Below are 13358 nucleotides of genomic sequence, written 5' to 3'. Positions count from 1 at the left end.
CAAATGTGGCTAAATTATAACATAGAACGACGCAAAAATCCCAAGTCTCGCTATATTAATGATCCCTGCGCATTAAATAATCAGCAATCGCGAGCAAATTATCAGGCATTGAAAGCTTTGCATCTGCAAGTGCCTGCTTCGCATCTTGGGTCAACCGCTCTACGAGTGCAAGGCTTTCATCCATCCCAATCAGGTAAGGATAAGTCACCTTCTGCTGCTCCACATCACTTTGAACCGGCTTGCCGAGCTTAGACTCGTCACCGATCAAATCGAGAATATCGTCCTGGATTTGAAACGCAAGACCAAGCTTCCGAGCAAATTGCTGCAGCGATTCCAGCTGTTGCTGGCTGGCTCCGCCGATACGAGCACCGGCCAGCACAGAGAAGACGATTAAATCGCTCGTTTTGTGAAGATGGATATATTCCAGCTCTTCCAGAGATGTAACACCTTGTTCACCCAAAATATCAGCTACCTGTCCGCCAACCATCCCGGCAGCTCCCGCGAGCTTAGCCAAGTCGGCCACAATCGCAAGCGTTGTCTCCGGCGATGCACCAAGTGCGGCAGCCTGAGTCACAGCGTGGAAAGCATGTGTGAGCAAACCGTCTCCTGCCAAAATAGCCATCGCTTCACCGAATACTTTATGATTGGTTAGTTTGCCTCTACGATAATCATCATTATCCATCGCAGGCAAATCATCATGGACAAGCGAATACGTATGGATCATCTCAATCGCGCAAGCAATGGGCATCGCTTGTTTACGTGCCTTTTGATCTTGACTAACCGCCTCGGCAGCTGTAAGCACAAGAATCGGACGAAGACGCTTGCCGCCCGCTTCAAGGGAATACATCATGGCCTCACGAAGCTTAGGCGGGATATCCCATCCCTGCGGGAGCGATGAATGCAGCGCCTCTTCGATTTCCAGAACGGAGCGTGTTAAATAATCTGCAGTAGAAACCGAAGTTTTCACTGTTATTCCCCTCTATCTTCATTTGCTTGCGCAAACGGTTTTTTATGTAAGCCATTTTCGGTTTCAATCAGAACCTCGATCTTCCGTTCTACTTGCTCAAGTTTGGAGCCGCAAAGCGAAGACAGCTTCATTCCTTCTTGAAATAGCTCGATTGCCGTCTCCAGTGGAACATCGCCGCTCTCCAGCTTGCTTACGATCGACTCCAAACGCTCCATCGCCGCTTCAAAGCTCATCGCTTCTTGTTCTTTAGCTGCTGCCATCTGCTAGGCCTCCCCTTTCATTCCCCAAACCTGACATTCCAGCTGACCATCGGCTACCTTAACGTGGAGCAAATCGCCAAGCTGTACTTCGGAAATGGATTTAATGAGCCTCTGATCCTTATCATCGTAAACTAAACTATATCCCCGTGACATGACTTTGAGGGGACTGAGGGCATCCAACTGCCGAATGGAAGCTAGAAGCTGTACTCGTCTTTCTTTCAAGCCTTGCTGCATGGTCGATTCTAATCGAACGGTCAATCGGTCTAGTTGTTTAGCAGCCAGCGCTGCTTGAGCTCCCGGATGAACCCGGGTCAACGCATGATTCAGTGCTGCATACCGCTCTCTGTGTTTCTCCGCGAAACGAACGGCTCTCGCCCTCAATCGCTCCTCCGTACGGTCAAGCCGTTCGGCCTGCTGGAGCAGATACTTGCGCGGGTTCAAGAAAAGCGGTGATTTCCGCAGTCTCGCAAGCCTATCTCTCCTATTCTGCAGAGTCATTCGAAGGTTCTGCACGAGCCTGGATTCTACTTGGGCAAGTCTCGTTCTCATCTCTTGCATACTCGTAACAGCCAGCTCAGCAGCAGCTGTTGGCGTTGCAGCACGAAGATCAGCCACAAAGTCAGCAATTGTAAAATCCGTCTCATGTCCGACGGCGGATATGATCGGAATGGCTGATTTTGCAATACTTCTAGCTACAGATTCCTCATTGAAGGCCCAAAGCTCTTCCAAAGAGCCTCCGCCCCGGCCAATTATTAATACGTCAACTTCGGCTAAACGGTTCATTGTTTCGATTGCCTTCACAATCGAAGGTGCTGCGCCTGTCCCTTGTACCAGCACGGGAAAAAGCAGCACTGGCACAGAAGGATGACGGCGCTGCAGCGTAATAATTATATCTCTAACTGCAGCGCCTGTTGGTGAAGTTATGATACCGATTGCTTTCGGAAAACGGGGAATCGGCCTTTTCCTTGCCCCATCAAATAGTCCCTCTTCTTGAAGCTTGCGCTTCAACTGCTCATAAGCAAGATATAAACTGCCGATTCCATCCGGCTGCATCGCTATACAATAAAATTGATAATTGCCATCTCGTTCATAGACGGATATATTACCGCGTGCCAACACTTTGGCACCTTCCTTCGGGATGAACGGAAGTCGCTGATTATAGGAAGCAAACATGATGCATTTCAACCGGCTGTCTTTGTCTTTCAGCGTGAAATACATATGTCCGCTGGAATGATGCGTAAAGTTTGATATTTCTCCGCGCAGCCAAACGTCGCTGAGCAGCTCGTCCGATTCCAGCTTCATCCCGATATAGCGGTTTATTTCTTTAATCGAAAGTATACGCGCCGGTTCAGCCATCTTCGGATTACTCACTCCTTGATTGCGTGTTGTTGTTTTGCCGCTTTAAGCGTGTTTTGCATCAGCATCGTAATGGTCATAGGGCCAACGCCGCCAGGAACCGGGGTAATATAGCCCGCTGTATCCAAAACATCAGCATAATCAACGTCGCCGGCAAGCTTGCCGTCTTCAAGGCGGTTGATGCCAACATCGATTACAATAGCGCCTGGCTTCACGAATTGACGACCAATTGCTTTGGCTTTACCAATTGCGACTACGAGAATATCGGCAGTACGCGCGATCTCCTCCATGTTAGCCGTTCTGGAATGGCAGATCGTCACAGTCGCATGTTCTCTTAGCAGCAGCATCGATACCGGTTTGCCGACAATATTACTGCGCCCGATGACAACGGCATGTTTGCCTGCAATCGTAAGTCCTGTCCGTTTGATCATCTCAATGACACCGGCCGGTGTACATGGAAGCAGACTGTCATCACCAATTACGAGATTACCTACGCTTTCAGGATGGAAACCGTCAACATCTTTAGCCGTACTGATTGCATCGATGACTGCTTTCTCATCAATGTGCTTAGGCAGCGGCAATTGCACGAGGATGCCATGAATGTTCGCTTGATTGTTTAACTTATCGATTAGGGCAAGCAGCTCTTCTTGCGATGTCGCTGCATCCAGTTTATGTACTTCCGAGTAGAAGCCAAGCTGCTGGCAAGCTTTCTCTTTGCTTCCCACATATACTTTGGAAGCCGGATCTTCACCAACCAATACTACGGCTAGTCCTGGCTTAATGTCCTTTTCGGCAAGCTTCGCCGCAGCTTCACTAATTTCCAAACGAATTGCATCTGAAATCACTTTTCCCTCGATACGCTGTGCAGACATGCAATCACTCCCAATCGTGTCTTAATTATAAATTTTCGTAAGCCCCTTAAATCCCTCATGATGGAGGGCTCTAAGGGGCTCGTACTACTCGTTATGAAGCTAAGTAACTGCATGACATATTACGCCTTCGGCTTTAACTCGTCCACTGCCTGAAGCAGTCGTCCGAGAACACCGTTGACAAACTTGCCGGATTCATCGGTTCCAAAATGCTTCGCAAGCTCAATGGCCTCATTGATAATCGCCTTCGGAGGTACATCATCCCGGAACACCAACTCGTAACAAGCCAGACGCAATATTTGACGGTCAACGCGCGATAAACGATCCACTTGCCAGCCTGTTAAATAGTTCTGCAGCATGTCGTCAATCGCCGTCTTGTGTTCAATAACACCTTGAACCATTTCACGGACATAAACATTAATCCGTTCCACATCCGCCGCATCGGCTTCAATTTCATTCTCTTCATTCACTTCGTTAACAAGCATATCTACAGCTGACGACGCTGTAGCTTCTTCATTCATTTCCAATTGGTACAAACTCTGTACCACAATCTCCCGCGCTAACCTACGTTTCATGGGGCCTCCTGACAATTTCGCTCAGATTCGATCTACAAAATATGATCTCCTCCCTGCCCCGAACATACAACGTGCTAATGTCCGGGGTACGGAGGAGACCATAGTACTATTTGAACGGCCGCCATCTCTCCATGAGCCATTCGGTTACCCGATGCCACGGAATAATTGGACCGCTTTGCTCGTCTTTAACTTTCCCGATCGTGTAACCGACCCAAAGCAGCAAGCCGAAAAACAACATATCCCAAAATCCTACGATAAAATAAAGTAATCCGAGAATGATACCTACTGACACACCGGCGATCCGTCCACCATAGGTTGTCCAGATTTCCTTCCACATCGGCATCACCCCTATTCTACGCGACTTTTGAAGTTCGCGGTTTGGATGATGTTAGCTACAAATACGGACACGCCAGCTACAGGAATACCTGTAATCTCTTCCACATGGGATTTGACAGCACGCTGTATTTCTTCCGTCAATGTCGGAATAGAGCTCTCACCATCTGCAATTGCACGAAGCGAAACTTCGATACCCGCTTCACTGATTCGGATCCGCGCCTTTAAATCTTTGACACCCTTTTGACGGCTCGCTGCTTTAAGCGCCAAATTCTCCACCGTTTCCAGCGAAATACGAATATCACCGAATTCCGTCCGTTGATCGATCGAAGGTGCCGAGGCGTTGCTGCGACGAAGCGATAGATAAAGGAAGCGAAGACTGATTAATAAAACAATCGTGGAAACAATAATAACCGTCGCTTGCAGCCAGCGGTAATCACCGTTGTACAAATTATGTACCAGGTTGTTCAGCCATTCTTCAGGAAACCAGTATACGCCTGCACTAAACGCGATAACGGCTACAGCGCCGATCGCGATGCTGTATAGAAACAGCAGAAGCTTATCCAACACTCTTATCAACGAGAGTTCCTCCTCGGGGCGCACTAGATAAAACCCCCTAGCGCCGAGCGGCAAGCCCAACCACTAGGGGGTATGTCGTCATTCATTCACGCTTGATCCGTTATTTGACTCGCAGTTGGATCTCTTCTTCTTCCGGCTTCTCTGCTGTCTTGAAATGAACGTCATGAATGTGAACATTCACTTCGACGACATGCAAGCCAGTCATCATTTCGATCGAACGTTTGACATTGTTTTGGATGTCTGCCGCAATTTCCGGAATTCGATGACCGTATTCCACAATAATGGACACATCGACTGCCGCTTCGCGTTGACCTACCTCAACTTTAACGCCCTTGGACAAATTTTTACGGCCCAATAGCTCAGCGATGCCACCGGCAAAACCGCCGCTCATGCCTGCCACGCCACGAACCTCAATTGTCGCAAGTCCTGCAATCACTTCAATGACTTCGGGTGCGATTTGAATAGTGCCCATGTCTGTTTTCTCATAGTCCGCTGCCAGCGTACTCATGGTTATCCTACACCTCCCGTAAAGTAGCTTGCTACCAATCGAAAAACTGATAGCTTATCCGCTTCTTATTCCTATACTATAGCATTCTGAGGGAAATATGACAAACCGTTGCAATGGAGATTACCGTCCTAACAGACGATTATTCCTCCGGATTGTTGACGTCATTTTCCTCTAAGAACTTGATGTCGAAATTTCCTTTGAGAAACTTTGGATGATTAAGCAGCTTTATGTGGAACGGTATCGTCGTGCGAATGCCGTCGATGGCAAACTCAGCAAGCGCTCGTTTCATCCTTGCAATCGCATCCTCACGCGTTGCTCCCCACACGATCAGCTTCGCAATCATGGAGTCGTAATGAGGAGAAATGGTATAGCCAGGATAAGCACCGCTGTCTACGCGAACGCCTAATCCGCCCGGCGGCAAATAGAACTGGATTTGACCGGGAGATGGCATAAAGCCGCGTTCCGAATCTTCGGCATTGATCCGACATTCAATCGACCAGCCGTTAATCTTCAGCTCTTCTTGTTTGATCGACAACGGATTGCCTTCCGCAACGGAAATCATCTCTTTAATCAAATCTACGCCGGTAATCATTTCCGTCACCGGATGCTCAACTTGAATACGAGTGTTCATTTCCATGAAGTAGAAATTACCATCTGGACCAAGCAGGAACTCCAGTGTTCCGGCACCTGAATATTGTACAGCCAGTGCAGCGCGTACTGCCGCTTGACCCATACGTTCCCGCATTGCAGGACTCAGCACAGGACATGGCGCTTCTTCAACGAGCTTCTGACGACGACGCTGTATCGAACAATCGCGTTCGAACAAGTGAACAGCATTGCCATGCTTATCGGCCATAATTTGAATCTCGACGTGTTTCATGCCCGTCAAATATTTCTCCAAATACACGCCTGCATTACCGAAAGCTTTCTGCGCTTCGTTCTGTGCAGTCGAGATTTGAGAAATAAGGGTATCCTCATCTTCTGCGATCCGGATGCCTTTACCGCCGCCGCCCGCAGTCGCTTTAATAATAACCGGATAACCGATTTCGCGTGCGACGCGAATCGCATCATCCATATCCTCGACAAGTCCGTCGGAGCCCGGAATAATCGGCACGTCCGCTTCCTTCATCGTTTTCTTCGCTACTGCTTTATCGCCCATCTTGCTGATGGCTTGAGGAGAAGGACCAATAAACGTCACATTGCAGGATTCGCAAATTTCCGCGAAATCGGCATTCTCCGCCAAGAAACCATAGCCGGGATGAATAGCATCACAATCCGTTAAAGTTGCGACGCTCATAATATTAGTTAAATTTAGATAGCTGTCTTTGGAAGCAACAGGACCGATGCAATACGCCTCGTCCGCCAAACGGACATGAAGCGATTCACGGTCAGCCTCAGAGTAGACGGCAACGGTTTGAATGCCCAGCTCGCGGCAAGCACGAATAATACGAACGGCAATTTCTCCCCGATTGGCAATCAAAATTTTATTGAATTTCACGGTAAAAGCTCCTCTCGTGCGCATTGTATCTAGGTGTCACCTTCGCTTTGTTCTGCTACTCCGGTTTAACCAGGAACAATGGCTGCCCGAACTCAACAAGCTGACCATTCTCAACGAGAATATCCACGATCTCGCCGCGAACTTCGGCTTCCAGCTCATTCATCAGCTTCATCGCTTCTAGAATACATACGATCGACTTCTCGTTAATGCGGTCGCCTACGTTTACGAATGCACCTTTCTCAGGCGAAGATGCGCGGTAGAACGTACCGACCATCGGAGATAAGATTTGGTGATAGTTCTCTTCTTTAGCTGCCGGTGCCTGCGGAGCTGCTGCTGCCGGAGCGCCGCCTTGGATACCTTGAGCCGGTTGAACTTGCGGCTGGTAAGACTGCGTATATGTAGGAACGAGAGACGCAGCTTGTACATTCACCACTTCCGCTTTGCCGGGCTTGCGGATCATCAGGCGGGCGCCATCGTTTTCAATTTCAAGTTCGTGTACGGAAGTCCCATCAACCAGCTTGATCAATTCTTTAATCTCGCTCAGCTTAAACATCGTTTCACTCCTATAAGTTTTTGCGCCTCATGCAAGAAGACGCTGTGTGATTGCGTTGCTGCCTGCTGCTCTACTGCATGCATCAGCCTGCTTCTACTGTGTAAGGTCGGTTGCACCTTAGATAAGGTGACATTTACCAAAACCTGCACATACCGAAATCATTATAGCACAAACCGCGCGGAACACGAACCCATTTTTTATACATCCTTGATGGGAAAAAGCCCCATTGCCACTGACTTTGGCATCGGGGCCTTCCGCTTTTGCCTTACTTCACGTACTGAATGGTGACTTGCTCCGGCGAAACGTCGAGCTCCGTAATGACCATTGTAAGGATGCTGTCAGCCTGGCTTTTCTCCAGTTTGTCGCTCTGTACAACGACTTTGTAGCGATCACCGTCCGGATATACAGCGGCGTTATTGAATTGCTTCACCAGCTCTTCCTCAAGCCCCGTGATCTTAGAGCTCTTGTCTTCAAGCAGATTCAGCTGTTCGACAGCAGAGCCGGCTGCTTTGTCATCTTGCTTCGTATCAGAGATCGTGCCATACAGTTTATTATACTCATCGTATAATTTCTGATCACGCTTCTCTTGCATTTGGCTGAATACACTAGCGCTAAAGCCGCCGGCTTCTTCGAGCTGACGAAGCACCTCTTGATCTTCCTGATTCGCAGCTGCCGTAGCCGCAGGATCAGTTGCGGTTCCTTGATCCTGCGCAGCATTTGAAGTTGAGTCAGCTGCATTCGGGTCAGCTGCATTCGCGCTTGAACCGTCAGTAACGTCCGAAACCGTAATTCCATCATCGTTTGCCGTCGTGCCGGATGCCTCAGTTGCATCCCCCTTCACCTGCTCTTGCTGTGTTCCGTCTGTTGCTACCTGTGATGGATTCACATCTTCGGTAAACAAGTAGTAGGCCGATAAAATGACCATCAAGCTCAGCATGGATACCAGCCAAATCGTTTGCCTTTTGTTGTTCATGAACGAACAGCCTCCCTTTTCATTGTCCAATTAGTATTATTGATGCTTTCGTGGTACAACCGAAATTCGGTTAATCGCGACATTGAGCCCTTTCTCCACCGCGTCTATAATTAAACGTCTAACCACGCCGTTCTCCGCGCCTTTAGCCACTATGAGAACACCGCGGATCTTCGGCTGGATGCGTTTTACGATTATCGGTGCCGTATCCCCATTCGTGTTGTAGAGCACCACTTTGCCTTCTTTAGTGATGGAAGTAATGCTGCGTTTGCCGCCGTTCTTATCGATTTCGTTCGTAATTTGCTGTGATTCTTTCTCATCGATATGAACCGTAACCTCTTCTGTTGAATCGACGGTCACAAGGACATCGACAAGCCCGACACCGACGATTTTCTCTAAAATATCTTTGAGCCTCGTCTCAAGCGGATGCTCTATTCCATCAAAGGACGAATGTTCGGATGATTGATTGCCGAGGAAAGCTTCTTCAGTAGGCGGCGTCCCGGAAGCAGCCTGATCTTCAGTCGGTACTTTCTGATAGGACAGAAAAGAGTTGACCACCATAAGCCCTATTCCGATTAAGCCAATAATGAGCAGCCAGCGCAGCGTCTTGACCCGCTTAGGTCCGCCTTGCCCCCTGCCGAAAGTTGACTCTAACCCACTCAGCCAATTGGCCAACGTCGTTCTCCCCTTTCATTAGTAAGCCGCATCCGAAGCTGCATGCTGTACCTTCACCTCAATTAATCGAGGCGAAACGCCCCAGCCTATCCGAAGTACGTCTTTCACCGCATCTGTCACTGCCGCTGGCGCGTCTTTCTTCGTCGTGTCTGATGACTTATCGCCCTGCACAGTCTGTTCTGGCTGCACGGTGACTTCAACAGCTTCAACTTCATCGACGCCTTTCGCTTGATTAGACTGTTCAGCTTCGACCTTGGCCTGCTCTTCAGGCGGCAGCAGCGACACTGTAACAGCTGCAATTTGAACGGATTGACTGTCTTTGTTTATTTCGAGTTTGACGTGGACAGCCGCAGCATGAAGGCCCGCATTCTCTGCCAGTTCGGCTTTCATCGCTTCCGCCAGTTTCTGCTCCGTCAATGCTGTTGCGGTTGATTGCTGCTTGCTCTGCAGGTCCTTTGCATTTTGCTGGATATCTTCAAGTGTCGGCATGTGAAATTGTTCGGTTTTGGTGCTGTGGACCCAATTTTCCATCTGCGCGTCAAGCTTAGCGTTAAAATCTCCCTGCAGTAGTCTTATTATCGGTGTCAGGATCGTTAGCAGAATGATCAAGCCTGCTACAAGTCTGACATAACGCTGCATCGCTTTGTTCGGCAGCAGCAGATCGATAAACCCGGCCAGCAGCACTACCGCGATAATTTGCTGCAGCCAAACCGCCAGCCAGCTCATCATGTTGACATCCACCACCTTACTTTTACCGAATCATGATTGCTGCATTGCCTGCTGTGAGTATAATTGTGATGGCCAGGAAGAACATGAGTCCGACAGCGGCGAGTGCGGCGAACACATAAATCAGCGTTTTGCCTATGGTTTGCAGACAGCTCACGATGGGACTATCGCCAAGCGGCTGCATGATGGCTGCGGATACGTTATAGATGAGCGCAAGCGTAATGATTTTGATCGCAGGAAACGCACACAGGAACAAAATAATGACCACACCTGCCAGACCGATTGCATTCTTCATGAGCAGCGAAGCCGACATGACCGTATCAGCTGCATCCGAGAAGGTTCGTCCAATGACTGGAACGAAGTTCCCCGTAATAAACTTCGCGGTCCGCATCGTGACGCCATCGGTCACAGAACTGGTAGCACCTTGCACGGAAATGACCCCAAGGAACACCGTCAGCATGACACCGAGTAAACCAACGCTGAAGTTGCGCAGTACATTCGCCAGCTGTGTCACCTTGAACTTATCCGACACCGCACTGGCAATATGAAGTACTGCCGAGAAGAAGAGCAGCGGGAATACGAACGTATAGATGACCGTGCCGACCGCATTAATCATGAAGATAATAAGCGGGTGAAGTACCGAAACCGTTACAACGCTGCCCATTGTGGCTAGCAGTGTCAGCAGAAGCGGCACCATGGCAAGCATGAACTGGATCATTCCGGTGATGGCATCCTTCGCGTAGCCAATGGCGACATTAAAGCTGTTCACCGCCAGGACGATCATGACCATGTAGGTGATGCTGTACGCTACTTTGCTGACCGTATTGCGTTCGAAGGCGGTTTGCATCGTCTCCAGCATCATGCTGAACACCGTTAGAATGACGATCGTGACCAGCAGCTTGCCGTTATACAAGATTTCATGCAATACATACTTGAGCAGTCCCGCCAGTACCGTTGTCAGCTTGAGACCTTCTCCGCCTGGCATAATCATTTCAGCGAAGCTTGGCACATCGTTATCCGGGAAGAATCCCCCATATTCAGACACCAGCTTATTCCAGTACTTCTCTACGTCTTCCGTGTTGATCTCCTTGACCTGATCACCGGCCATATTCTTATTGACCGATGCCGCATGGTCGTTTGGAGAGGGGTCGTCCGCTTCCGGTGCAGCTGTTGGTTCAGCTCTCACAGCCGCATTGTGACTGCTGGTTTGCGATTCCGCAAATGCAGCGATTGGCAGAATCGTCAGCAGCCCCAGCAAGAGCACTGCTTGCAGCACCGCGAAGCGAATGGTCCAGTGCCGCCGCATAATGCTTCAACTCCCTACCGGCAAAAGGCCGAGTACTGTTTCTACGATGACGCTGATAATTGGGACGGCCAGCACGAGAATGAGTATTTTGCCGGCAAATTCAATCTTCGAGGCGATGCTTTCTTGACCGGCGTCACGTACAATCTGGGAACCGAACTCTGCAATGTAGGCAATTCCGATTATTTTCAGAATCGTCTTCAGGTAGATGGACGGGATTCCGGAACGATCGGCCAGCTGCTCAAGCACGGTGATGACCGCTTCGATTTTGCCGATGACAAACAAGAAAATGAAGAGCCCTGTAAATGCTGCCAGCAAGAAACCGAACATCGGCTTCTGTTCGCGTACGACGAGGACGAGCACCGTCGCAACTAAACCGAGTCCGACGATTTGGATGATTTCCAAGTTTCGTTCACCCGCCTTGCCCCAGTAGCATCATTGAAACAGGAAGATCGTTTTGATTTCTTGAAACAGATCGTTCAAGAGGCTCACGACCATAAATAGGACGACGACAAAGCCGATCAGCGTCACCCAGTGCGCCATATCTTCCTTGCCCATCTGCTTAAGTACGGTATGGATCATCGCAGTGATAATGCCGATTCCGGCAATTTGAAAGATGGCGCTCACATCAATGTTCATTCTTCCGGCACCCCGCTACAAAATCAAAATGACGACTAGCGCGGCTGTGAGAACTCCGAGGCTCTTCCACATTTTCGAAAACCGCGCACTATCGTGCCGTGCCGCTTCTTCCTCCGACTGCAGCTGCTGCATCGCAAGCTTCAGGTTCTTGATCTGATCTTCCCTGTCGCTGATTCCCAGCGCAGAGCCGAGTCGAATCAATGCAGCCTGCTCCGGCTGCCGCATGGCCGTATGCGGCCAAAACGCGATCGCCGCCCCTTCCCAGCTTTCGCGGAAGGTCAGCTCGCCCGCGTGCTCAAGCCGCCTGTTTACATCAAGGAGCAGCGAAGCTACCGGCTCAGGCAAGTACGCGGCGCAGCGGCTGATGGCCTCCGGAAGCGGCGTGTATCCATAGCCGATTTCGGTCTCTAGCCGCTGTAAAGCGTAGATGAGCTGCCTGATCTGAGTCGGCCGCGCGGCATAGCGCGACGCTTGAAGGAAGCCAATCATGGTGCCGGCGAACAAGATTAACGCAGCGCCGATAAGCTTAACCATGGCGATCGCCCCCCTTCCATGCAGTCGGCTCTCTTGCCGCAGGGGCTCTTCCGGCCGCCGCGGCCGGAAGCACTCGGCTCATCAGGCTTCCACCATTGCGACGAAGCTCCACACATTGTTGGAATGCCCCGGCAGCGAGCAATCTGCCAAGCACCGGCCGGCCTCTTGCATCCTCCAGGTCCTTGGCATGTGCGGTCGCGATGACCGTAACGCCTGCATGGCTCGCGTCCAGAATGGCATCGCCATCCTCCTCGCGGCCGATTTCATCGACGATCATAATCTCCGGCGACATCGAGCGAAGCATCATCATCATCCCCTCTGCTTTAGGACAAGCATCCATCACATCGGTTCGAGGCCCAACATTAAAGGTGGGGACACCTCTGACACAAGCCGCAATTTCGGAACGCTCATCCACAATGCCGACCTTGCGTCCGGGCCAGTCCATCGCAGCAGGATGTCCCCAAGAACCACTGCTTATCGCCCTTGCCAAGTCACGGACCAACGTCGTCTTTCCTTGCTGCGGCGGAGCGATTACGAGCGTTGATTGTAAGGAACGCCTCTGATGGTCCAGCAGTTTCGGCAGCAGCGATGCAGCAGCACCAATGACTTCTCTTGCGATCCGAACATTAAACGCAGCAATATCACGGATACCTCGAACTTGTCCGTGCTCCAGCACCGTGCGCCCAGCCAGTCCAATTCGATGGCCGCCGGCCACTGTGATGTAGCCGCGACGCAGTTCTTCTTCCATCGCGTAGAGCGAATGATTCGTTACACGTTCGAGCAGCTTGCGGCAAGTCTCTGAAGAAGGCTTGTACGCCTCCTCCGGATTCTGCAGCAGGACGCCTTGCGCGGAGACGAACCAGAAGGCTAGTCCGGTGCTGATTTCTAGCGGCCTGTTCTCTCGGATTCGAATCTCTTCAACGGCATCCTTCAGCCGCTCCGGTATTCGTCCGAGCACCTCTGTAAGCTCGGAAGGCAGCAAGTGCTGCACTTTTTTTAGCATCCGGCATCCC

18 protein-coding genes are annotated in these 13358 nt (G+C 50.3%); all 18 read right to left on the bottom strand.

Annotation, left to right across the window (positions count from 1 at the left end; translation table 11 throughout):
• Nucleotides 1-55: 55 nt before the first annotated feature.
• Nucleotides 56-967 (bottom strand): polyprenyl synthetase family protein, encoded by a 912-nt coding sequence (locus tag AC506A_RS01635; protein ID WP_495459263.1) that lies wholly within the window; start codon nt 965-967, stop codon nt 56-58.
• Nucleotides 968-969: 2 nt separating this feature from the next.
• Nucleotides 970-1227: an exodeoxyribonuclease VII small subunit gene (gene xseB / locus AC506A_RS01630; protein WP_091219218.1), complete on the bottom strand. Its 258-nt coding sequence runs from the start codon at nt 1225-1227 to the stop codon at nt 970-972.
• A 3-nt stretch (nt 1228-1230) separates the two neighbouring features.
• Nucleotides 1231-2583, bottom strand: coding sequence for an exodeoxyribonuclease VII large subunit (xseA, locus tag AC506A_RS01625; RefSeq protein ID WP_495459262.1), 1353 nt, complete (start codon nt 2581-2583; stop codon nt 1231-1233).
• 11 nt (nt 2584-2594) lie between these two features.
• Nucleotides 2595-3455 carry a bifunctional methylenetetrahydrofolate dehydrogenase/methenyltetrahydrofolate cyclohydrolase FolD gene (folD, locus tag AC506A_RS01620; protein ID WP_495459261.1) on the bottom strand — a complete coding sequence of 287 codons (861 nt, stop codon included), beginning with the start codon at nt 3453-3455 and terminating at the stop codon, nt 2595-2597.
• 119 nt (nt 3456-3574) lie between these two features.
• On the bottom strand, nt 3575-4027 hold the full coding sequence (nusB, locus tag AC506A_RS01615; RefSeq protein ID WP_495459260.1) for a transcription antitermination factor NusB: 453 nt from the start codon (nt 4025-4027) through the stop codon (nt 3575-3577).
• A gap of 106 nt (nt 4028-4133) precedes the next feature.
• Nucleotides 4134-4364 carry a DUF2273 domain-containing protein gene (locus AC506A_RS01610; protein ID WP_495459259.1) on the bottom strand — a complete coding sequence of 77 codons (231 nt, stop codon included), beginning with the start codon at nt 4362-4364 and terminating at the stop codon, nt 4134-4136.
• An 11-nt stretch (nt 4365-4375) separates the two neighbouring features.
• Nucleotides 4376-4939, bottom strand: a complete 564-nt coding sequence (gene amaP, locus AC506A_RS01605) for an alkaline shock response membrane anchor protein AmaP (protein ID WP_495459258.1) — start codon at nt 4937-4939, stop codon at nt 4376-4378.
• Between the two features lie 100 nt (nt 4940-5039).
• Entirely contained in the window at nt 5040-5447 is a 408-nt protein-coding gene (locus AC506A_RS01600; RefSeq protein ID WP_495459257.1) for an Asp23/Gls24 family envelope stress response protein, read from the bottom strand.
• 139 nt (nt 5448-5586) lie between these two features.
• Nucleotides 5587-6945, bottom strand: coding sequence for an acetyl-CoA carboxylase biotin carboxylase subunit (gene accC, locus AC506A_RS01595; RefSeq protein WP_495459256.1), 1359 nt, complete (start codon nt 6943-6945; stop codon nt 5587-5589).
• A 55-nt stretch (nt 6946-7000) separates the two neighbouring features.
• Nucleotides 7001-7498 (bottom strand): acetyl-CoA carboxylase biotin carboxyl carrier protein, encoded by a 498-nt coding sequence (gene accB / locus AC506A_RS01590; protein WP_495459255.1) that lies wholly within the window; start codon nt 7496-7498, stop codon nt 7001-7003.
• Between the two features lie 265 nt (nt 7499-7763).
• A complete protein-coding gene (locus AC506A_RS01585) occupies nt 7764-8471 on the bottom strand; it encodes a SpoIIIAH-like family protein (RefSeq protein WP_495459254.1) in 708 nt (235 codons plus the stop codon).
• Nucleotides 8472-8507: 36 nt separating this feature from the next.
• Nucleotides 8508-9143, bottom strand: coding sequence for a stage III sporulation protein AG (gene spoIIIAG, locus AC506A_RS01580; RefSeq protein WP_495459253.1), 636 nt, complete (start codon nt 9141-9143; stop codon nt 8508-8510).
• 18 nt (nt 9144-9161) lie between these two features.
• Nucleotides 9162-9872 carry a stage III sporulation protein AF gene (gene spoIIIAF, locus AC506A_RS01575; protein WP_495459252.1) on the bottom strand — a complete coding sequence of 237 codons (711 nt, stop codon included), beginning with the start codon at nt 9870-9872 and terminating at the stop codon, nt 9162-9164.
• Nucleotides 9873-9894: 22 nt separating this feature from the next.
• Nucleotides 9895-11175 (bottom strand): stage III sporulation protein AE, encoded by a 1281-nt coding sequence (spoIIIAE, locus tag AC506A_RS01570; RefSeq protein ID WP_495459251.1) that lies wholly within the window; start codon nt 11173-11175, stop codon nt 9895-9897.
• 6 nt (nt 11176-11181) lie between these two features.
• On the bottom strand, nt 11182-11577 hold the full coding sequence (spoIIIAD, locus tag AC506A_RS01565; RefSeq protein WP_091219247.1) for a stage III sporulation protein AD: 396 nt from the start codon (nt 11575-11577) through the stop codon (nt 11182-11184).
• Nucleotides 11578-11607: 30 nt separating this feature from the next.
• Nucleotides 11608-11811, bottom strand: coding sequence for a stage III sporulation protein AC (spoIIIAC, locus tag AC506A_RS01560; protein ID WP_090976915.1), 204 nt, complete (start codon nt 11809-11811; stop codon nt 11608-11610).
• A gap of 15 nt (nt 11812-11826) precedes the next feature.
• Nucleotides 11827-12345 carry a stage III sporulation protein SpoIIIAB gene (gene spoIIIAB / locus AC506A_RS01555; RefSeq protein ID WP_495459250.1) on the bottom strand — a complete coding sequence of 173 codons (519 nt, stop codon included), beginning with the start codon at nt 12343-12345 and terminating at the stop codon, nt 11827-11829.
• A complete protein-coding gene (gene spoIIIAA, locus AC506A_RS01550; protein ID WP_495459249.1) occupies nt 12338-13348 on the bottom strand; it encodes a stage III sporulation protein AA in 1011 nt (336 codons plus the stop codon). The genes spoIIIAB and spoIIIAA overlap by 8 nt, the downstream gene beginning before the upstream one ends.
• Between the last annotated feature and the right edge of the window lie 10 nt (nt 13349-13358).

Source organism: Paenibacillus sp. N22P23 (assembly GCF_059383735.1).
Note: the sequence above shows the minus strand (reverse complement) of the source record. Positions and strands in the feature narration are given on the sequence as shown.